The following is a 21,638-nucleotide window of genomic DNA, read 5'->3' as shown; positions in this document are numbered from 1 at the left end:
GTTTTATTCACCTATCTATAAATCTTTTTGGAATCATGTTTGGATAGCTTCTAACAAAAGTCAATAATTGTCGATGTTTCGATGCCTCAATTCTCGCTAAAATACTTTGGTACGTAACCGAATCTACTTTCACAAGTTCTGCTTGTGTTTTATAGAAAAAGAGAAGTTCTTGAAAATCTAATTTTATGTCTAGCTTTGGTTTTCGGAGCTTAACACTCCATAGATATGGGATACTCGCAACCATTTCTTCTTTAAAATCAAACACTGTTTTTTTACCGTGACTCTTAGTGGAACCACTGTAATAACATATTGGGAAAACGCTTTTGGTTACAAATTGCTCACCTTTTATAATGTTTTGTCGAAAAATTACTTCCTCATTATTAATAAGCCAGCTCGGTGAAACTACATCAAAGGTCGTCAATTTCTTGACTTGATTAATAGTTAACCAAGGACCACGCTGTAAGGCGACGGATATCTGATAGATACCGTACTGTGGAAGTTGTAATTTTACAATACCAGGTGTCACCTTTTGGTACGTGATTTGCTCATTAGGATGCTTAATTTTCAATAATTGCTGCTCGTTTTGTTTTCCTGTAAAAGCGAGGTTTAACTCAAGGTTTGCCTGTTGAATTTGAAACAAGCCATCACCTCGAATAAACTTTACAGGTTTTATAACATCGAGATGGTAACTCGAGGGTAGTAAGTTTTTGCTGAGAACACGTTTGAACCAGGAAATACAATCCGTTGAAAATGCGTCATTCATCACACACTTATATAAAGTGAATGTATTAAGTTTTTCTGTTTCAAGTACATGAATGTCTTGTGCAAAAAATAACATTTGTCTCGACAGAATATAAAATTCATCTTGGATGGTAATATCAACATATGGAATGTGAATAATTCTACCTGCAATTGGTTTAAAAAGAGCAGGCTTTTGAAGAGGATAGTAACCCCCTTGATATATTTCTGTAATAGCATTATCTATCACTTCTTCAGAAATCGAAATTGTATATGAATCACATAACGAAACTGGTAAAAAATTTGTTTCACAATTATGCATTAAATTCACAGAGCTAATTTGTTGCTTTGTCTCTTCTATAGTCACATGAAAATAACTCTTATTATCCTCTTGACGTAACGTTTGCCCCTTCGTAAGTTTTGGGAAAAGTAAAGAAAAATGTGTTTTATCACCTCTATGTAGTTGTAGTCGTATCTTTCGATTGCACTCTTCCTCTAAATCAATTTCATATGAGAAAGAAAGATTACTACTGAATAACTCACATTCTTGTCGTTTTTTCTCCCCTATCAACTTGTTATGCCTAAAATACCATACTTTCTTCTGTGAACGAACAAAATGCACAGGTTCTAAACAGCAGGGGCAATAAAAAATAGATTTCTCTATCCCTTGCTTCACATCTACTAAATGATAATCTTTATCTAATGCTACAAACATACGTTAGTCCTTAATTAATTAGATTTAATACTTCTATTATATATTAACATTGAGAAATTTTACTAGAAAAAATGATTCTTCTGGATGTTATGATTGGGATAACTAGTTCTTATTAACCATGTAAGCTAACATAAGGCATCTAGAAAAAACAATCCTATACAGGATTGTCCAGATTGTAGACAAAAGGCAGCCGAATGAGTTCATTCGGCTGCCTTTTTGTGGTAATTTTGCTCGTAAAGAGCAGAATTTAGGCCTATCCTCCACCTACTATTACGCCATTTCTGGACTTTTCCATGTCCAACTGGCCATCTTTTTCAAATTCATGGCAGCAAAAGTAAGCATCGCTTGCATGGACAATTTTTTTAGGCCTCTTAAGGTTGTCCAACGCATACCATGCTTTTCCTTAGCATCTGCAAAGACACGTTCAATCGTTTCTTTACGTCTTGCGTAAATGCTTTTATTTTCTTCAGTATGACGAAGATGATTGGCTGCTTCTAGATAGTTCTCCTATACATGACGCTGTATCAGCTTTTTATGCTCTTTACTTTGAGTGCAATTTGAAATTAATGGGCAATTTTGACACTCAATCGGATTAGAGAAGTATTGACGATATCCTTCTTTCGTCGTTGTTGCATATTTCAGCATTTGTCCTTGCGGACAGATATAACTATCATAGTATTCATCATAAACATACTCATGCTTTCTTAGGTAACCATCCTTTGTACGAGGGCGAGTATAAGGTAGAGCAGGAGTCATATCATTTTTAAATAAATATTGACCAATGGCAGGTGTTTTATATCCAGCGTCAGCAGCAACAGCATTAGGTTTATCATGTTTTTCAATTACTTTTTCAAGAAGTGGCTCGAAGATGACACTATCATGGATATTCCCTGGCGTAACAATCGTACCTAGAACAAAACCATTTCGATCAGCAGCTGATGGAATGAGTACGCAAACTGTTTTGTTCGCTCGTCCTTTACGTAATAACCACTCTCTGGATCTGTAGTACTCTCTTTAATTTCTTTATATTCTTCTTTATTAAATTTATCTGAAGGAAATGGCTTTTTCCCGTTTTCTTCACGATCACTATTAATCTCCTCTTTCAGACGTGCTTCATATGCTTTCTCTTCTTTTCATACCATTTTCTTTTCGAATTTATGCTTATTTGCACTTGCTTTAACATGTGTAGAATCTATAAAAACGTGCTCGCTACTAATCATTTTCTTTTCAGCTGCTTCCTTCAAAATACGATAAAAAATCTGTTCAAATAAATCCGTATCCTTAAAGCGTCGCTCATAGTTTTTACTATACGTTGAAAAATGCGGGATCTTATCATAAAAACCAACGATAGGCCATATTTGTTTCGATTTCTTCTATAGTTTTACGCATGGAACGAATACCGAAGGTATATTGGATGAAGGCGATCTTAATCAATACAACAGGGTCAATACTTGGACGTCCCCGCTCAGATGAATACATATCTTGTACTAATGAATAGATAAATGAAAAGTCTATAGCAGTTTCGATCTTCCGAACCAAATGGTTAGCAGGAACAAGTTGTTCTAGAGCAATCATTTCTATTTGATCACGATTCATCTGTGTATTTTTAGTTAGCATTTCATCTACCTCATTTACATCTCTGTACTTTAATTATACAAACAAAAAGACTGCCGACAAACCCGATTTTTTCGGATTTGTCGACAGTCTGGAGCCACCCGTATAGGATGGCTTTTGATCCAATTTTAAATATTACCTCAAAACTATTATTGTATCACTCATTTAAATGATTTATCTTGATTTCATAACCGAATAGTTGTGAATGTTCCTTAGGTTTCCATCCATCTCTTAAACCTGTTAACCCCTGATACAAAGATCACCCAATAAGATTTTCAAGCCATTTAGCAGATTCTTTTATTGTGTTGAAATCGTATAAATGTATTCCATTTTTGTAAAGTGAATATTTTTTCACTTTCTCCTCGCATATGTAAAAACTAATAGAGATCGCTCTAGCGGTCTTTTTTTATGCCCAAAAAAGTACCATCCACCAAAAAGGATCGATTGTGGTTATCGATAACATACGATCTCTTTAATAAAAATATCAGAGTGAGTCCTTACTTGATAAGGATTCAAAAATATACTTTGATTTGTGTTTATTCCACTTTGACTAATCCTGACAAGGGCTCCTAGGAGCGATTTACAAAAACCACTTTATAAGGTATGAGCCGTTAGCGAAAAAAAAAATAGTCACCCGAGTTGGATAACCTTTCGACCATTTTTGAATTTTTCATTTTCACATATAAATATCGCTTCAAAGCGAGATCCTCTGATACTCTTTTATTCTATCAACTTCCTCATTTTGTTTTATGTAGATCAAGAGCCGTATCAAGATCTCCGGTTCCTGTTAAGTTGTTGCCTCAAAATATCTTCATTTTCTACTCGCAAATAACGATTTAAAGAATCCTTTACCTTCGGACCGTGCTTGTAGGAATTTCTTCTCCCTTTCTTCTTCTAATCGTTTTTCGACTTCCTTTTTCACAAATTTTTCCATTTTCTTTTCTGCATCTGTTTTCTCAATTCGCTGATTTTCTAATTTGATGCCCGAGAATTTACCGGCATTAGATTTAACGATTTCTCCGGTTTGTTCAGCTTTTTGGATCATTTTCATCAAGACTTCTTGGGTTTCTTCAACTTCTAAAATTTCCCCACTTGTTAAGTGGATTACCGTACCGTGCCAGTTTTTCAATATTCGATTCTCTCGAGCATTAATATCGGCTATTTGATTTGTGTTTATAACCCGTGTCGGGTTTAATATCTTGTGGTGTAAGTTTATTTCGATAAATGCCATTTTGTTTTGCCTCCAATGTTAAATTTATTTTCATGCTGCATCTTCCTTTATATTACGCTGTAAAAACCTAAGTGACAACTCAAGGTCGAGCAACGTTTTATAAAACTATAGTTTATGAAAGTTCCGGCTATTCTCATCTAAAGTATTTTCTGACAGAGTTAATTCGCGTTTAAGATAGTTAAGTTTGTTAAATACGTTTTTGATCTCTAATGCTCGATTACTTGATGCAATTAACATGGCAATTATCCTCTTCAATATATTTTTTTCCCTGAAATCGGCACCTTGCAAATACCTATTTCAGCATACAAAACTTTAAAGACAACATTCCAATGAACATAATCAGAATGAGAACCAAGCCAAGAACCAAAACGCCCATCTACTAAACCTCCATTATTTAACATCTTCCCAAGGATTAGTTAGTTGACCTTCTATGATCTCTAGTTCAATTTGTTCCAATCTTTCGTTTGTTGGTTCAAAATCGTAAATGTAAACTTTTGTCATTAATTAAACTTACTTTGAATCTCTAAACTTCGTTAATTTATCAGCAATTAAATTTCTTTTTGCTACTTGTTTATCCTTGCTCATTTCTTGTTTGTTGGCTCCAAGAATTATCATAAGATTGAACAAGATACTTATCAGAACGATTACGTTTTTAGGCTTGTTTGGAGCCTGTTTCAGGCTTGGTTCGGCGTTGTTTTGGCTCTTTGATGAGTTACCACTAGAAAGCTTTTCCTTCGCCATTTATACCAATTTGACGGTCTTTTTGACGGTTCTTTCAACGACTTTGAACACACTTTGAACAAACTCGAACGGAGCATAAGCAATCACTTGAACTAGATTTGTAGTTTTACTCAGTTTACCATCAAGAGTAGGTTCGAAACGATCAGACACTTTGAAAATCGCTAACATTTGGTCATGTTGCACCGCATGCTGAACGGTCTTAGTTGAGCAACCAATTTCGTTGGCGATAGTTTTATATTTTTCTCCGTTAATCAAGAGGGCTTAAAATGGTAAATTCCAATTATCATCAATATTTCTCAATTCTTACGATTCTAATTCCTTAACAATATCCGTAACATCCTGATCACCATTTACAATTACCTTATCTAACTCGGTGTGAAATGACATTTCCTTTCTAATTTGTTTCCACCATTCGAAAGCGACTTGCTCGGTTTTTCTTCCTATTAATAGAAACGAGCTTCGTTGAGTTGTTCTATTATAGGCTTTATAATGAATCTCGAATGATATTTTGTTCATTTTTTTTCGTCTCCTTAAAAGAAAGAGGTACCTAAACGACACCTCTTTGATTAACCTTGTTTACGTTACTTTGTTTCGAGGATTAACAAGAACCATGAAAGAATTAGGGGTATAGTGATTCATAAAAAAGATATAGATTTTTAAAAAGTTATCTTGTCAATTTATTTACGACTATTGCAGGTTCCTTTTTTGTTTCGATTGAAGAATACGTATGTGTTTCTTACTTAACTGACTACATTCTAACCTTTATATTAACCAATGGAGAAAACGTTCTATGTTTATCCATTACATCATCACTAAAAAGATTTACATACACTCTGATCATTTCCATGCTTGTATGCCCCAAAATCTGTTGTAATTCAAATATCCCAGCTCCGTTCTTCACGCTTAATTTTGCAAAAGTATGTCTAAACGTATGGAAAGAACATCTAACTCCTTTTATATCCGCTTGTTTACCGTAATATGTTACCCTATTCTGAAATTGCCTTTTAGACATTTTCTCACCATCAAGAGTAACAAATAGAGCATCCGTATCAATTACTCCTCTTATTTGAATATACTTTTGGGATGCAGTCATACCAGGCATTTATTTGAGATAAAGTACCTTTTTCAGCCGAATTAATTTGTGCTTCTTCTACCGGTCGATTGTAGATATGCATACAAAGTAAATTAACTAAGTGATCCACGTTTATTTCAATAAATTCCTTGAAACTGCCTTGCCACCCATAAATATTCATTAAGATACCACTTTTATAATAGAGTTCCTATCAATAATTTATTATAGTAAAATTAGCACATTCAAGTATAGGGGGATTCACTATGGACATTGCAATTAAGCCAGGAGAAATTATCAACAATGAACAGCTAACAAGTATATTTTTATGCGCTCCACAAGGTGGAATGCGGCGTTCACATCGTACCAATACTCTAGTTTTGATTTCAGACAAAACAGGTCTATACAAGGACCGAGTTGAAGGCGACGTCTTCCACTATACAGGTATGGGGCAAGTAGGAGATCAAACTTTGACTAGTCAGAATAAAACACTGGCAGAATCTAACCATAATGCAGTAGATATGCATTTTTTTGAAGTATTAAAACCAAAGCAATATACATATCAAGGGCGAGTCGAATTAGCTGGCAAACCATATACAGAAAAACAAATTGACATCAACGGAAAAATGAGAAACGTATGGATATTCCCTCTCCGACTTATTCATGGTGACATGGAACTAATCCAAGAAATTGAGAACTTAACGGGAGAATTAAATGCTGACCAGATATTAGATGAAACTGAAAAAGAGAGAATTGTAAAGACAAGAATTGGTCAATCATTGTTTAAACAGAAACTTCTTTCTCAGTCAAAACAATGTGCTTTATGTGGTGTTAATGATGAACGTTTTCTTATTGCTAGTCACATAAAACCATGGAGTATATCGACCAATGAAGAACGATTAGATGTAAATAACGGATTGCTCCTCTGCCCAAATCATGATTCATTATTTGATAAGGGCTACATTTCCTTTGATGAAAAAGGGAGCCTTCAAGTAGGCGATGATCTGAATGATACTGTTCTAATTTTTATGAACATTAATCCAAACATCCGATTAAAAATGAATGAACGCCAAAAAGGTTATATTTATTGGCATTATCACAACCGTTTTAAATCAAAAAAAATTTTGGGAGCGATATGGTGTAAATAAACGCGAATGCAGGCGCATACACCCGCCCCCCTTCCTTTTATACTGTTGATTTGGATCCTGTGGACCAGGGCTAAAAGCAGTATCGCGACTGGATGGTTTTTCTCTTCAAGCAAGGAGGTACTCGTTCGCTTACAATCCACTTTTAAGATGCCGAAATGACCATTCATTTCACTATAAATCAGGTCTAAACTCGCCTAGAAGTGACATGATTGGTACCGCCATAGTACCTCAAATTGTATATCGCCATTTATCAATAAAAGATCAGAAGTAACAGTTCAACCATTCGTTTTTTATCCTTTTGGCTACAAATTCTACACCCATTTGTCTTACAATCTGAATTATTCGCGGCTATCTGGTCGAATTGTTTCAAACACCAATTATTATGGCATTTTTTGTGGAAAGGTTTCTTCTTCAACTCCCATGAAAATAAAAAATGAAAAAGGGCATGAAAAAACAGACCCAGAAAAACCAGTTTTTAAAAAAAGGCTGAGCCTCATGAAGGAAAGATATAAGGTTGGCTGGTAAAACGAATAGTAATACCTTTCTACTTAAAATAAAATCAGGTAAAGCTGGCGCAACAACCAGAAAAAGGATTAATCTCCCATGAGTGCTACCCCTAAAGGGCGCGACAGTCGGTGGTGCACCGTGGTCGCTGGAGTCAGACTAACGGACGGGCTCTAAGGCACCATAGTTCATCGACCTTCCTCGCCAGCCATTAAAACAGTATCGACCACATAATCCATTTTCATTCTCTGTGGTGCAGCAATGATTTTTCTGCTGCATGGGTGGCTAACGGCGGAGGTTTGTAGAAGAGATGTGTTTAATTTTTGTTTAACAAACAGTCCAGATTGACGAGTGGTATAAGGATTTTATTCAAAATATTATATGTGGAAATAAAACTCATTTATTTTTTATTTATTTTGTAACGCTTCAATTACTCCCATTAATAGTTTAATAAACTAAAAAATGAAGTTTATATCTGTTTTGAAATTGTTTTATTTAGTTTAGTAAAAATGGAAAAATATTTGCAAGGAAAGGTTAGGAGGGATTAGGAAGAATGGATAAGAAATTTAGGGATTTTTTAATTAATTTTAATAAATTTAAGAACAAACATCTATGGAGTGGTTGTTTTCATGAGGACAGCAATTGCAGTCAAAGGATAATCAAAGCTCATTCAATACAAAATAACAAAATACTTAACAAAATTTCAGAAAATGGCGAAGTTCTAATGTTTGGTGCTGTTGGAGGTAATGATTATGGAATTACAACCGACCTTCAAGAGAAAGGCCGTAAAAAAGCCACTACTTTTACTGGATTTTGTGGTCATCACGATCATAGCATATTTAGACCAATTGAAAACTATGATTACATACCAGGGAATGCAGAGCAGGAATTTTTATTTACTTATAGAGCAACAGCAAAGGAATATCATGCGAAGAAATCTAGTGCTAATATGTACAGAACACTTTTAGATTTACTAGATAAGGGCAGTTATACTGCAATAAGCAGTAGTTTCGAGGCGGGGCCACCATCAGAAGAGCATATACATTATATGAAAGAATTGTATTCTAGAGCATTGTTTGGTACGCAAGATGCAGAAAAAAGGTTAGAAAGATATCGTCAAAAATTAAACACAGACCTAGAAAATATGTTTTATGATGATATTATTACAAATGTGATTGTTCTTGGAGAAGAATATCACATTGCAGTTTCGTCTGCAACTTTCTTAGAAGAGAACTTAAACGGTACAAAAATAAATGATTTAGGGGATTTTAGTATTTCTTTAGCGCCTTTATTTATAACTGTTTTTCCTCAAAATGGACAAACATTTATATTATTAAGCCACTTTAAAAGAAATGATAGACGTTATCGATTTATAAAAGAAGATTTACTCAAAAGAGACACTAGGGAAATTAAAATGATTTTGTCTAACATTATTCTTTCTCATGTAGAAAATCTTGTTGTATCACCAAAACGTTGGAGGGAAACAAAATTATCAACAAGAAATAAAATAACAAAACTATTTAATAAGAATACAAAAGAAGTAAATAACCCCTTAATAATTGATTACAATTTAGATTTATTTTTATGATAAAGAGCATATAGATTAACAAGAAAGTAGTTTGATGCTTTTTTAATAACCTATAAATCGATTGGGCGCAATTCTTAATAAAGATTGCTTTTCTTATTGATCTAAAAAGAGCCATTTGTTTAATAAAGGATTTTTTTACGCCGTTCCTCAAACGGGAACGGTTTTTTAATTTCTATATATGGTTTCATAACTTAAAAAATATGAAAAATTGATTTTTAACACCTATTAGGTGTAGCAAAACATCTAGAAACGACCATTTTAATGGCAATACAAGCTAATTTTGATACACCTTTGATGTATCAAATTCACATTTTCGCCTTTTGAAATTAAACCAAACTAGATATATCATTCAATTAAAAAGGGAGGGGTAGAAAATGGAGAAACACCAGATTTCAGATAGCTTTTACTATGCAAGAACTAGAGACCGAGTTGGGGGAACCATAAGAACGGAAGTGTTTAAATTAGAAAATGGTATTTTTAAAGCCTTTTCTTCCTACTCGCAAGATGAAGATGAGAAAATTGTCGGTTTTGCCCAAAGCTGTAACGATGAAGAAGCCGTTAAATTATCTAGAAAAGCTTTAAGAAAAGAGTGGAAAGCATAACAGGAGCTGGAAGTTAATACTACACGCCTTTCCAAATGACACTAGCAGAGGCTGACTCAAAAGGTCGATAAATTACGATTTATTTGGGTCAGTTTTTTATTTTTCTTCAATTTTTTTCGCGACCATTTCAGCCGTGCCATACAATTCTCTTTTTTCATTCTTTAGTTCACTCTTGTTTTTTTGCCCTAATTAGCGAACTTTACTTATCCCTGTAATTTCCTCTACTTGTTTGTAAGAATGTATTTCCAGCTTGCATAGCCGTAAAACATAATTTTCTCCCCATTTTTTGAACCTAATTTATGACACCACTAACTACCTATATTTCACAGTTTTTATTCTATGGAGTCAAAACTTTTAAGTTATGACACCAACTTAAGCGCAGCTAATTGAATATTAATCTTTAAAAAGAAACGCACCCAATGAGTTTTAGGCTTGGTCTCTGGCAGGAACATGCAGCGCTCGAATATACCCCATACCGTATATTGCAAACCAACGTAAACCTAAACGCTATCACCTTGATAGTCTTAAACCCTTTATTGATAGCGATTCTCAGTTGTATAGGTACTTCCAAAAAAGATTTACAGTTGATACCCAAGTAACAATCCTATAAATTCCATACTTCCTATTGTTTCTATCCTACTATAATAGTAAAATAAGGTAATACATAGGAGGGAAGACATAATGAACAGCATGCTTACACACAAACTACTAAAAGGTATAGCGTACTTATCATTTGTATCAGGTGCTTTAGTTTTCGTTGGCGCATTTATCTTTATGCCAAACGTATATAGCAGCGCACGGGGTGGGTTAGTTTTCTTAGCATTTGCGGCGCTTCTTTCTGGAATCATATCAAGCGCTATGTTCTTATTCTGCGCGAAGCTTATCGAGCAAAACGAGGAAAGACGAGAACAGAACGAAAAGTTATTAAAGCTACTTAGCAACATAGACGATAGGTCAAGAAAGTGGGAGCTACAAAATCATGAATAGAGAAATATTATAGTAGCATACTATTAATGGTAGCGTTAAATAGCATATATAAAACGGGCGCATTATTGCGCTCGTTTTTGTTTTTGCTAGTTTGCTATACACTGTACTGCACAAGCCCTTCGCATTATCTTTCGCTGCCTTCGTTGTCTAATTCCTAAAAAAAGAGCGCCCATTCAAGCTCCCTTGCTAAAGCATTTAAAATGCTATTTAATATGCTGCTCTCTCGCTATTTAGTTCATAACACAGATAGTAAAATAATGCGCATGTTCCTAGTCCCGCTATAAAATATACAATATCTAATTTCGCTGCTGCTACGCCCACGAACGCATTAAGCGCCGCCATGAATAAAAGTAATTGCGATAATTTATACTTCCCCAATATTTTGCCCCTCTTCGTCTATGCTTACAAGCGGCGGCAGATCAAGCCCTTGCTCATTCCTACTCTGCCAATCCGCATATGTCTTAATGTAGCGGTTAAATTCTCTGCGTACTTCTTTGGGCGCTCCGTCTTTAAGGCGCATATTACCGCTTTCATCATAGCAAAAATACGGAGAGTCTATAAATGACGGTTTGCAAACGTTCTTTTGCTTCGCCCCCTATCGGCTTTTTATGCAATTAAAGCGCAGCCGTATAATGCGCCGCTATTCGTTTTTAACTTCGTAGGTCTTTCATACTTTCATAGATACTGGGTAGCTCTTCCCCTATACAAAAAAGAGCGCAATAGCCTTCTAACTACGCGCTCTCCGTCAGATATGTGATTAATTAACGTATTCATCGTCCTCACTAGCGAAAGTATAAAAGATTGCGGAAATTCCCTCTCTAAATGCTTCGTCAAAGCATTCAAGAAGTTCTTCGTCTACTTCATACATTTCTCGATTAGCGATAAAATTGGTCTTCAATATTTATTATTTTCCAACCTTCATTTTTGACGTACTTTTTAACTTTAATCCATGCTGAATTTTCATTTATTGATTTAACCCAACAATTTACATATGCGCCTATACATTCTTCACTTTCTGGATTATCTGGGAGTGGGGTTGCCTCTAACTGAAACAAATAAATGGTCATCGTGTCCTCCTACTAACATTTCCTTAATTATACAATGAAAAAAGGCAGCCGTGGGCGTGTATATGGACAAAAAATAACGCTACTGTTAGTGCCATTTATCTCTTTTGCTCTAATACTTTCAATGGCGAAAACTCCTTATGTCTGTCTCGTACATCTGTACCGAATAAGTTTACGTATGTCTTAACGATTTCCATACTTGTATGCCCTAATATCGTTTGAAGCTCGAATATATTTGCGCCCTGCTGTACGTATAGTTTTGCGAATGTATGCCTGAACGTATGGCAGCTACAACGAACGCCCTTTAACTGAGCTTCTTTTCCGTATTTTTCTACTCTGTTTTGTAGCGCCCTATTCGATAAAGGTGTATTGTCTACTGTCACAAATAATGCGTCTGTCTCAACATAACCTCTTATCGCAATATACTTTTTTAGCTGCTCCTTCATTGTCGCCTGTATTGCTACACGCTCTCTTTAGCTCTTTGCGTTTCGTATACATATTAAGCTGTCTTCCCAACGAATATCTGCTAGCGTTAGCCCTTTCGCTTCATTCGCACGTATACCCGTTTCTAATAAAAGCAGCATTATCGTATAATCACGCACTCCTGTGAACGTCTTTAGGTCAGGCTGAGCGAACAACTTTTTCAATTGATCTTTCGTAAAGGTCGCTTTAATATGCTTGCGATCTTTTAGCAGCGTGATATGTTCGAATGGATTTTTTAGTATATGCTTCTCTTTATGAAGAAAGTTAAAGAACGCACGTAGCGCACGCAAGCGTGTATTTACTGATATTACTTTAGCGCCTTTATATTTCCGTAGGTATAAAATTACGTTTTCTTTTATATGCTCCACTGTGACTTGGTACGGCTTAAGCGCTTCTACGACTATGTCCTACTCCTTAAGATAGCTTAAAAAAGTGTTTATTTCACTCCGATAAAATTTGAGCGTGTGGGGTCTAAGGTTGCGTATTTCGAAGTCTTTTAAAAACAGGTTAATTGCGTCCTCAAACGTTTCAACATACACTTTCGTTTTTTTACTTATTATTGCTAATTCTTCTTCGTCTAAAATGTTGCTACGTCTTGCCATTTACTACTACCTCCTTAGATTGCGTAATAATCTTCGCACACGATTAGAGCGTAGTAGTTGACGGTACATATGACGCTAAACAAAATAAAAAGCATCTCTTACCGTAGTAGAAAACGCTTGATATTACGCCATATTCTCGCATATTGGACGAATGATAACGTATGTTTTATGATACCGGTGGTCGGAGTCGAACCGACACTCCTCACGGAACACGATTTTGAGTCGTGTTAAAAAATTCAATTACGAAATTATTTACGAGATATGCCGTCCATTCAGCGTTTTCTTACGTTCGACTACTGAGAACGAAAAAGTTCATTCGCACGATTACCTGTTGGCATACATTATATCAACTAGGGATGGTACTGCATAGGCCCCCGAGGTTTACGATTACCGCAAAATTTTTAGAACGAATTTGGCAATGTAGAGCGATTGATTTCGTTAAGACGGGGTGGCGTTCCTATGGCCGACCGTCAGGGGTTCGAGATTCCTCGTCCATGTTCGTATATCACTAGGCACATCCGATATAACACATGGGGTCGTTTTTGTGATACGGTAGCCCCCCTTATGGCTATGTATCATTAAAAAGAACGTTCTTACGCTATAGAAAATGAAGAAAGATCGCCATTTTGACGACCGTTCTTTTTCAACTAAAGCACCCTATAGTTTAAGAACAATTCTTCAGAATTAATGTTTACTCAATAAAAACAAACGAAAACAGGATTGTTAATAACGTATATTAACACGCTTAAATATTTTTTTTACATCCTTCTTAATAAGAATATGAAGAAAAGGACGATAGTTTTCTGCGTAAGGGTTGACCACAAAAAATTTCCCATTGTACTTAAATATTAATGCGAGCTTTCCTGTTTTATAGTAAGAGATATCATGATAAAAGATGGTGTATGTTCGCCCGAAAGCGGTCTTATAAATAAAATTGTCATTCGACTCGTTTAATGTGATACTCCAAGACGTGAGATGAATCCCTCCGCCTAAACACATAATTGAAAGCAAAAGGATGATGCTGCCTAAAACAAGCCCCCATATCTTGTCTTGTCGTTCGGAGTTATATGCGTCCCGAAATGACAGATAAGTTACTTTCCCTGATTTTATCATCATAATAAAATTTGAGCCGGAAGTACTATCGACAATAAGATCGATTTCTTGCCTTTTTTTAACATTTTTCAAAAATGCATCTTCAGCAAATACTTGATACTCAGGGTTTACTATGAAGTATACAGATCCATTTGTAAGATGCAGTTCAGCTTTAGGGTATTTTCCTCCATCTGGTACATAATGGTCAAATTCACCTGATATAGAACTCATTTCACTTTTCTCAGGGGGAGGAGTAAGAGAATCATGAAGGATGAAAATCCCAAGAAATAATACACATGAAGAGACGAATAATACGATTATACGCAAGAAAATTACCTCTTTTTGTAAATTAATATTCTTTTCTTAAGTGAAATAAGAAAAACGGGAAGACGTAAATCCATATAGCTGTCCTATATTTCTTAGTTCAACTAAAGCACCCAGTTTAGCTGAATAAGGAAACCTTAATAATTCTCTTCAATTTGCTTTATTGCTTGATTCAAAGCCTCAGAAATTTTTTTAGCATAATCTAAATTTAACCATATTTCCGCGTCTCCATTTTGTACCTCCGACACAGCAATTCCAACCTCTTTGTTCCCAAATAAACTTACTATAATAAGACATTCGTCTTCCTTGTCTTGATTTATCCTCAAAGTTATTATTTCTTTGCGTTCTTGTGTCACCAAATCACCTCATTTGACGGTTAACAATCAATTGTTATATTCAATGCCGATATTTAATTATCCTTCTTCAAGTATACTGAACCGTTAGCACAATAAGAAAAGATTCCTCAATGACAACTTTGATCTTCAACTCTTGCCCCCGTTAGCGTAAGAACAAAATATCACAAACTATTGCGAACTAAAGCTGTTTATTCATTATTAATCATCATCTTTATTTCTCTGTTCCGACCAATCCCAATAGGCATCATAAACCTCATCGTGGAGAAATCCCTCGTTCTCTTCTTCTTCATTAGGCTCGCTAAGTGTTAATCCAAGCCAAGTATCATCAAGCTCAACAACTTCTGGGTCCCTTACAGCGTCCAATAAGGAAAAAGCATCGTGAAATGCCACAAGAATAGTATCTCTAACTGTTTTTTCAATCGCTGATAAGGCTACATCATCAAATTTATATTTTTTTAAAGCAGCTACTTCTTCTTCGCTCAATTTAAACTCATCCCATACAATATTATCTTCGGATGGGCTCACTATATGATTTCGTATCTCTTCTGAACTATTTTTAATTATCTCGTGTAGTTCAATTAAAAATATTTTTCTTGGGTCCATTGTCGACTCCAACCTCCGTTTGTTTAGAACTTTTTTTAATTAATCTATTTTGCCATTGTATAACTATAATCCTTCTTCAAGTAAGCTGAACCGTTAGTCAATAACGTATTTTTTGGTTTTAAATCGTCTAATGAGACCCTCGAGATTTACGACTCCGAAAAATTATTTATAACGGGTATGGGATCTATGGAACAGCTGATGTCGGTGAGACAGTGGTATCTCCCATAATTGACTCATCAAGGGTTCGAGAATTGACGTTCATGTTCGTTCATCACTAAGCAAATGTCGATATGAACGCCCCCCTTCGTTTGTGATACGGTGGCTACCCTTACGTCTTAACGAATCTTACTAAGGTAAAGCACCCGTTTGTTTAATAACTCATCCTTCAGCCTTCTTTAATTACACCGTATCTATTTTGTTTCCCCATCCATGAACTAACTTCACGCCATTTTAGACTCTCGGCAGAAAGCCAGTTATCTGTACCAAGAATATAGTCTTCTGGTTCCCAACCATATTCATCAGCCCAATAAAAGAAACCTTCATGTAAAATCAGTTTTGCACCATAAATGATTGAATCTGGTCTTGGAACGATGTGAAATTGGGTTACACCTTCAAATAATAATTCAATTGCGGATGGGTCACGATACTGCCTTTGGAAAAGTATTCTTACATTAGTACCGAGTTCTGGTGATATACCCATCGATAAACTTTTATCAACGTAACTCTCAGTCCACATGTACAATTCCTTTAAACAACTATCATGGAATCCACCAAATTTGCTCAAAAGATTTTCAATATCTTTACTATCTTTAACTTTTATCCAATCCATCGGATACCACCCACTTTTTAGTATTCTCTTCACATTAAATGATAACATGTTTTACCATTTTCTTATTAGACAATCCTGCTAGTTCAAAAAACAATTTTTATCGGCTTTAATGTACCATTCAGGGATTCTGAGATTTCGTTTGCATACCTGAATTACACTAGGCGTATTACGATATAAACATGGTGTAAGTCTTGTGATAAGGTGGCTACCACTGATTCGTCATTACAACGTTCAATCGTTTCTAATTGATCTCTTCCGAATTCCGTCATATAGCATAGATACCAACGGTATCGTCTATAAAAGTACACAATAGTAGACGTTCCGAAATGCAGTATTTTAGCGTCTATAAACGTGATAAATTGATTTTATATACGTCTATAAATTTAAATAGACATTTGTAGACTGTCGTTGTATGCTAATCTCATAGACAATAAGACGGGAGAGATTGACAATGACGACTAAACGATTTGGTTACGTCCGTGTTAGTTCTAAGCAACAGAACGAAGGTAGACAGGTTGAAACGATGCTTCAGAATGACATTGAGGAACGAGATATTTTCATCGACAAACAAAGCGGATCAACGTTTGACCGTCCTCAATATCAATCACTAAAGAATATCCTACGTACGGAAGATACCGTTGTATTCGACAGTATCACTAGGATGGGCAGAAACATGGATAATACGTTGAAAGAGTACCGTTATTTCGTTGAGAACGGCATTAACCTACAGTTTATTAAAGAACCGATGCTGAATACAGATGCTAAACAAGATGACGTAATACTTAAAGCGATCCAACAGGCGGTTTTGGCGATATTGGCTGCCTTCGCACAAAAGGAACGTGAAGAAATCCGTTCTAGACAGTCTGAGGGAATCGCTTTAGCACAGAAAAAAGGAGTTAAGTTTGGTAGACCACCGTTAGAATTACCGTCAAACTGGGAGTTCCTGTACGGTCGTTGGAAGTCTGGCGAGATTACAGCGGTCGAATTTATGCGACAAGTCGATATGAAGAAAGCAACGTTCTACAAGAAAATGAAGGAATACGAAAGCAGATAGGGACGGAATATACCGTCTCTTTTTTAATGTCATAACGTCAAGCGAACCTACCTTACAATCGGATTTACAATCCCTTCCAAACGCTTGGTACATCTAGGTTGTTGAATTTCAGAGTCGTTAACCCCGAGATTTTCATATAGGTCATTTAGGGACGTGTTACATCTAGTGTAATTAGGTAATACCGATTAAAGCCGTCACTTAGACGTATACAAACGCTGTTCACATATTCTGTGCCGTTTTTATTTACGTTAACAAGTGATGAATGGTATTACTACGATTAACTAGGTTAACACTTTGGTTTAACGTTCTTATCAGTTACCTAAAATCCGTCCAATAACGTAATTTCGTTTTTATTAACGTATTAAACGTTTATATCGTTAAGTAATAAGGTAGCTAACGCTCCACTTATTAGAATCCTGCTAAACGCAGAATTCACCAAAAATATATCGTTTATATTATTTAATGTTACTAAAGATGATAAGCTTTGGGGACATTACCTTTTCCTTTTTAGCCTGTAAAGGTTAATAAAGGGGAAGGCTTATTACGTTAAAACGTTTATTACGAATAACCTTAATACTCATTTTCTAGAATGATAAATACGTAAGTGTCTAAGATAAAGAAGTAATTTTGGCATCAAAGTGCCTTTAACCCATACGTACCAACGGCTGAAGGCACTTTTTCTTAATGTCAAAAAGGACACCTATTACGCCATTTTACTGTCAAAAAAGACACCTATTTCTCATTTACCATAAGGAGTTGAAGCGAACAAACCACATAAGGTATCGTCTGGTTGTCCCCTCTTACGAAAGAACACGTAAGGATTCATAGTGAAAATGCGGTCACGTCTATCATCTTGACGTATTGTTTCGGCTATCACTCCTATTTTACGTAGTTTATCCAACAGCTTGGACGTCTTCTTTTCGTCCATTCCGACTAGTAACGCAATCTGAGTTTTGTTCAGAAACTGGATATTCTCTGGGTCTGTAAACGGATTAGCACAGATCATATTTGTATCGTAATGTACGTAAGGCAACAACTTGTACAGAAATCCGAGTTCAGATGCTGTTAACTGGTCTTTTAACTGTTTTAACGTGGTTTTGAACAACTTAATGACACGATTATGCTTTGGCTGGCCACTGAAATGAAAATAGGGATTCACGTAGAATTCCCCATTTTTTTCACTAATTATTCCGTAGCTATACATTTCTTTCCAGAGCCTAATGAATGTCGATTCAGACGTTCCTAACGCTCTTGGCAGCTCTTTTCTAGTAAGTTTTAACCTGCCTGACTCATATTCCATATAACATAGAAGAATTAAAAGGTAGCCACAATGAACGGTTGAGACGTTGGAAATAATGATTTTGATAGTGTCCATATCTGCAAATGAGAAATGGCGGTTGTCTTTCGTAATAAATTGTTTAAATGCTTCATCGGACGATTTGGCTCGTAAGTAATACTGATCCATATCATATAATTCTCCTGTAATTGTATCCATTAGTTGTCTATTAGTTGACATCAAGTTAACCTCTTTCCGTAATTAGGTTGTGCTTTTATGTTATAAACGGCTCCCCGTTTCCATGGATTTCACGACAACAGAGAAACCGTCTATGAAGTTATGAATCTAACAAACTATTCGATTACCCAATCAATCTGCACAGGATTAAATGGCTCCTGCTCAGACTGTTTTTCTTCAAACATTGCTCGCCCCCTGTAGTAAAACACCTTATCTTCAGCCGGATCATCAGCTGTCTTTGCCATGTCTTTTAATTTCCTTTTCAGCGTATCTTTCGTAATGCGGAAACTTTTCATAATTGAGTCCTCTGAAACATTGATTTGAGACCGAAAGAGCATTTCTAGGCAGTCAATGGCAGAGTATTTCCGCCGATCTCTGAAGCGTTCAACTTTGTCATCATTATTCTGTTTCTGCGTACCTAAAATTAGATGATCAGGATTAACGCAAGCTGGGTTGTCACAAGTATGACGTACTATCAGTCCTTTGGGGATTTCTCCCTTGTGCTGTTGATACGATACACGATTTGCTCGCATCGGTTTACCATCCATCTTAAACTTTCCATAGCCGTCCTTGTCCGTGCATGCGTTCCAAATGTGGCATCCATTCTCGTCTTCAGACCACTTTTCGTTAAAACGTTGTAATACCGTTAGCTTAAGTTTGACGATTCCTTTTAAAACTTCTTTGATTTTGTTCTTAGATACGCCAAATTCCTCTGCTAATTGCTTGTAGTCGCATTTCTCAGTTGCATACCGTTTTCGAATCTGTTGAATTTCTTCCTTTGTTAACTCTTTCTTACTTTGCTCACTCATTTTTATTTCCTCGCTTTCAATAATTTGTTAGAATTTTTTCCATTGGTTTTGATAATTCTAGGAACGCTTTGACGATTTGATTGATTCACCCCCCTATCACCTTAACAATCCGGTCAGAAATCAGTTTTATAACGATTTTAAAAAAATTTTTCTCTTGTAAGTTGCGTAACTTGGTTGCGCCTCCCTCAAAATAAATTCACTTAATAGTCCGGTCAAAATCAGCAAATATAACGCAATCACCTAAAAAAATTTTGGTTGAACACAAAAAAGACGTAACCTAAATGGCTACGCCCGAGACTATTTATTACTTATATTCTGTTATTCAACATTTTCAGGGGAGAAAATTCCTTATGCCGATCCCTTACGTCATTCCCAAATAGGTTAACGTAGGTCTTAACGATTTCAAATGATGTATGTCCTAAGATTGCTTGTAACTCGAATATGTTAGCACCGTTCTGCACGGATAATTTGGCAAACGTATGCCGAAAGGTATGAGGACTACAACGTACTCCCTTAATCCCTGCTGAGTCGCCATACTTTTTAATCTGATTCTGCAGACCTCGTTTAGATAACGGATTGTTATCGACTGTTACAAACAAAGCATTCGTTTCGACACTGCCACGAATCGCAAGGTACTTTTTCAGTTGCTGTCGCATTGGCTTAGTAATTGGCACTTGACGCTGACGATAGCTTTTAGCTTGTCTGATTACGATTAAGTCGTCCCCCCACAAAATGTCTTGTAAGGTGATTCCGACCAATTCGTTAGCACGTATACCTGTTTCCAATAACAGCATTAGAATCGTGTAATCACGTACTCCTGTGAACGTCCTAAGGTCTGGCTGTTTAAACAGTTTCTTAAGTTGTTCTGCTGTAAAAGTTGCTATTACGGTCTTTCTGTCTTTCAGCAAGGTTATTCCGTCAAACGGATTATTTGGAATATGTTTAGCTTTGTACAGATAGTTGAAGAACGCTCGTAAGGCTCGTAACCGTGTATTAATTGTTACAATCCGTAAACCCTTTTGGTGACGCATAAAAGTAATCACATTCTCTCGAATATGTTCCTGCGTAATCTGAATGGGAGACAACGTATCAACGTTAATCCCCTGTTCTCTTAGTTGGTTTAAACACGCATAGATTTCATTCTGATAGTAACGAATTGTGTGGGGACGTAAATTGCGTATCTCACAGTCCTTCAAAAATAAATCCAACGCTGATGCAAACGACTCTACGTATGTCTTCACCTTCGTCTCCATAATCCGTATTTCCCGTTGATCTAACACGTTTTTTCTTCTGCTCATCGACTTGTTCGACCTCCACTGCGTATTAACAGGTGCGTCAGATTTGAACTTATTCGTAGACGGCATTTTGGGCAACGAAAAAGCGTCCCCACCGTAGCAGGAACGCTTAAAACGTTGATATGACGAGCATTCTCGTTTTTCTTTCGTAACTTTTTGATACCGGTGGTCGGGGTCGAACCGACACTCCTCACGGAACACGATTTTGAGTCGTGCGTCTAACAAAAAAGACTGGATTAATTCTAACCCAGTTTTTTCGATAATGCTTTTTATAAAAAATGCCTAAATACCAAACTAATATTAATTAGATAGTAATGGATAAGGGTTCATTAACATAAGTATTTTTATTGCAGACATTTCCGGCAGACTTTTTATAAAATCCTTTAATTTATCCTTTGTATTGAATGTGAATGCTCCAATTTCATGGGTGGGTACAAAATTCCCATCTTCCACCTTAATTATTTGATAAAGTCTTAATAATTGCATGTTTTTAATTTTTCCTGTCAATGCCGCTACACCAATTTGCCTATCAATTGGACTAATCATTACACTTTCTATTTTCTTCCCATTAAGCACTTCATTTGGAAACACAACATTTAGTTCCTTAGTATCAAAATTCATACAAGTCCTCCTCCATTTAATTCTCATGTTAATTGTAAAGGAGAAATTACAAAACA

The 21,638-nt window shown here is 35.9% G+C and carries 21 protein-coding genes and 3 pseudogenes; 5 read left to right on the top strand and 19 right to left on the bottom strand.

Going from position 1 to position 21,638, the window contains the following annotated elements:
• Positions 1-7: 7 nt before the first annotated feature.
• From BN1082_RS14460 to BN1082_RS14430, 8 genes and pseudogenes are all read right to left on the bottom strand, one after another.
• Positions 8-1,453: a competence protein CoiA family protein gene (locus BN1082_RS14460; protein ID WP_090635305.1), complete on the bottom strand. Its 1,446-nt coding sequence runs from the start codon at positions 1,451-1,453 to the stop codon at positions 8-10.
• 270 nt (positions 1,454-1,723) lie between these two features.
• Positions 1,724-3,070 (bottom strand): annotated as a pseudogene (locus tag BN1082_RS14455) (IS1182 family transposase).
• 808 nt (positions 3,071-3,878) lie between these two features.
• Complete coding sequence (locus BN1082_RS14450; RefSeq protein WP_090635304.1) at positions 3,879-4,298, bottom strand: hypothetical protein; 420 nt, start codon at positions 4,296-4,298, stop codon at positions 3,879-3,881.
• Positions 4,299-4,549: 251 nt separating this feature from the next.
• Positions 4,550-4,699 carry a hypothetical protein gene (locus BN1082_RS27595; protein WP_176699806.1) on the bottom strand — a complete coding sequence of 50 codons (150 nt, stop codon included), beginning with the start codon at positions 4,697-4,699 and terminating at the stop codon, positions 4,550-4,552.
• A gap of 109 nt (positions 4,700-4,808) precedes the next feature.
• Positions 4,809-5,039, bottom strand: a complete 231-nt coding sequence (locus tag BN1082_RS14445; RefSeq protein WP_090635303.1) for a hypothetical protein — start codon at positions 5,037-5,039, stop codon at positions 4,809-4,811.
• Positions 5,040-5,189 carry a hypothetical protein gene (locus BN1082_RS27590; protein ID WP_176699805.1) on the bottom strand — a complete coding sequence of 50 codons (150 nt, stop codon included), beginning with the start codon at positions 5,187-5,189 and terminating at the stop codon, positions 5,040-5,042.
• 153 nt (positions 5,190-5,342) lie between these two features.
• Positions 5,343-5,555, bottom strand: a complete 213-nt coding sequence (locus tag BN1082_RS14435; RefSeq protein ID WP_090635301.1) for a hypothetical protein — start codon at positions 5,553-5,555, stop codon at positions 5,343-5,345.
• A gap of 232 nt (positions 5,556-5,787) precedes the next feature.
• A pseudogene (locus BN1082_RS14430) lies at positions 5,788-6,120 on the bottom strand (tyrosine-type recombinase/integrase); the annotation flags it as partial.
• Between the two features lie 254 nt (positions 6,121-6,374).
• On the opposite strand from BN1082_RS14430, the gene BN1082_RS28225 reads away from it, so the two are divergent.
• From BN1082_RS28225 to BN1082_RS14410, 4 genes are all read left to right on the top strand, one after another.
• The gene (locus tag BN1082_RS28225; RefSeq protein WP_245640440.1) at positions 6,375-7,256 is read left to right on the top strand and encodes an HNH endonuclease; all 882 of its coding nucleotides are present in this window, start codon (positions 6,375-6,377) and stop codon (positions 7,254-7,256) included.
• Between the two features lie 1,057 nt (positions 7,257-8,313).
• On the top strand, positions 8,314-9,348 hold the full coding sequence (locus BN1082_RS14420) for a hypothetical protein (protein ID WP_090635299.1): 1,035 nt from the start codon (positions 8,314-8,316) through the stop codon (positions 9,346-9,348).
• A gap of 374 nt (positions 9,349-9,722) precedes the next feature.
• Positions 9,723-9,950 carry a hypothetical protein gene (locus BN1082_RS14415; protein WP_090635298.1) on the top strand — a complete coding sequence of 76 codons (228 nt, stop codon included), beginning with the start codon at positions 9,723-9,725 and terminating at the stop codon, positions 9,948-9,950.
• Positions 9,951-10,631: 681 nt separating this feature from the next.
• Positions 10,632-10,937 carry a hypothetical protein gene (locus BN1082_RS14410; protein WP_090635297.1) on the top strand — a complete coding sequence of 102 codons (306 nt, stop codon included), beginning with the start codon at positions 10,632-10,634 and terminating at the stop codon, positions 10,935-10,937.
• Positions 10,938-11,301: 364 nt separating this feature from the next.
• Here the strand turns inward: BN1082_RS14410 and BN1082_RS27585 are convergent, their stop codons facing one another.
• From BN1082_RS27585 to BN1082_RS14380, 7 genes and pseudogenes are all read right to left on the bottom strand, one after another.
• Positions 11,302-11,457, bottom strand: a complete 156-nt coding sequence (locus BN1082_RS27585) for a hypothetical protein (RefSeq protein ID WP_176699804.1) — start codon at positions 11,455-11,457, stop codon at positions 11,302-11,304.
• 355 nt (positions 11,458-11,812) lie between these two features.
• Entirely contained in the window at positions 11,813-12,004 is a 192-nt protein-coding gene (locus tag BN1082_RS28220; protein WP_245640439.1) for a hypothetical protein, read from the bottom strand.
• A gap of 95 nt (positions 12,005-12,099) precedes the next feature.
• Positions 12,100-13,086: pseudogene (locus BN1082_RS14400) on the bottom strand (tyrosine-type recombinase/integrase).
• A gap of 723 nt (positions 13,087-13,809) precedes the next feature.
• Positions 13,810-14,505, bottom strand: coding sequence for a hypothetical protein (locus tag BN1082_RS14395; RefSeq protein WP_090635296.1), 696 nt, complete (start codon positions 14,503-14,505; stop codon positions 13,810-13,812).
• A gap of 134 nt (positions 14,506-14,639) precedes the next feature.
• Positions 14,640-14,858, bottom strand: a complete 219-nt coding sequence (locus BN1082_RS14390; RefSeq protein WP_090635295.1) for a hypothetical protein — start codon at positions 14,856-14,858, stop codon at positions 14,640-14,642.
• Between the two features lie 198 nt (positions 14,859-15,056).
• Entirely contained in the window at positions 15,057-15,461 is a 405-nt protein-coding gene (locus tag BN1082_RS14385; RefSeq protein WP_090635294.1) for a hypothetical protein, read from the bottom strand.
• 385 nt (positions 15,462-15,846) lie between these two features.
• Positions 15,847-16,323 (bottom strand): hypothetical protein, encoded by a 477-nt coding sequence (locus BN1082_RS14380; protein WP_245640438.1) that lies wholly within the window; start codon positions 16,321-16,323, stop codon positions 15,847-15,849.
• A gap of 418 nt (positions 16,324-16,741) precedes the next feature.
• On the opposite strand from BN1082_RS14380, the gene BN1082_RS14375 reads away from it, so the two are divergent.
• Positions 16,742-17,344, top strand: coding sequence for a recombinase family protein (locus BN1082_RS14375; RefSeq protein ID WP_090635292.1), 603 nt, complete (start codon positions 16,742-16,744; stop codon positions 17,342-17,344).
• Positions 17,345-18,083: 739 nt separating this feature from the next.
• Here BN1082_RS14375 and BN1082_RS14370 read toward each other — a convergent pair.
• The 4 genes from BN1082_RS14370 to BN1082_RS14355 form a co-directional block, all read right to left on the bottom strand.
• Positions 18,084-18,839 carry a helix-turn-helix domain-containing protein gene (locus BN1082_RS14370; protein WP_245640437.1) on the bottom strand — a complete coding sequence of 252 codons (756 nt, stop codon included), beginning with the start codon at positions 18,837-18,839 and terminating at the stop codon, positions 18,084-18,086.
• Positions 18,840-18,973: 134 nt separating this feature from the next.
• Positions 18,974-19,666 carry an HNH endonuclease signature motif containing protein gene (locus BN1082_RS27970; RefSeq protein ID WP_218055160.1) on the bottom strand — a complete coding sequence of 231 codons (693 nt, stop codon included), beginning with the start codon at positions 19,664-19,666 and terminating at the stop codon, positions 18,974-18,976.
• A 308-nt stretch (positions 19,667-19,974) separates the two neighbouring features.
• Positions 19,975-20,964: a tyrosine-type recombinase/integrase gene (locus BN1082_RS14360; protein ID WP_090635290.1), complete on the bottom strand. Its 990-nt coding sequence runs from the start codon at positions 20,962-20,964 to the stop codon at positions 19,975-19,977.
• 297 nt (positions 20,965-21,261) lie between these two features.
• Complete coding sequence (locus BN1082_RS14355; RefSeq protein ID WP_090635289.1) at positions 21,262-21,582, bottom strand: hypothetical protein; 321 nt, start codon at positions 21,580-21,582, stop codon at positions 21,262-21,264.
• Between the last annotated feature and the right edge of the window lie 56 nt (positions 21,583-21,638).

The organism is Neobacillus massiliamazoniensis, from assembly GCF_001048695.1.
Taxonomy (GTDB): domain Bacteria; phylum Bacillota; class Bacilli; order Bacillales; family Cytobacillaceae; genus Neobacillus; species Neobacillus massiliamazoniensis.
This window is presented reverse-complemented; position numbering and strand designations above follow the sequence as displayed.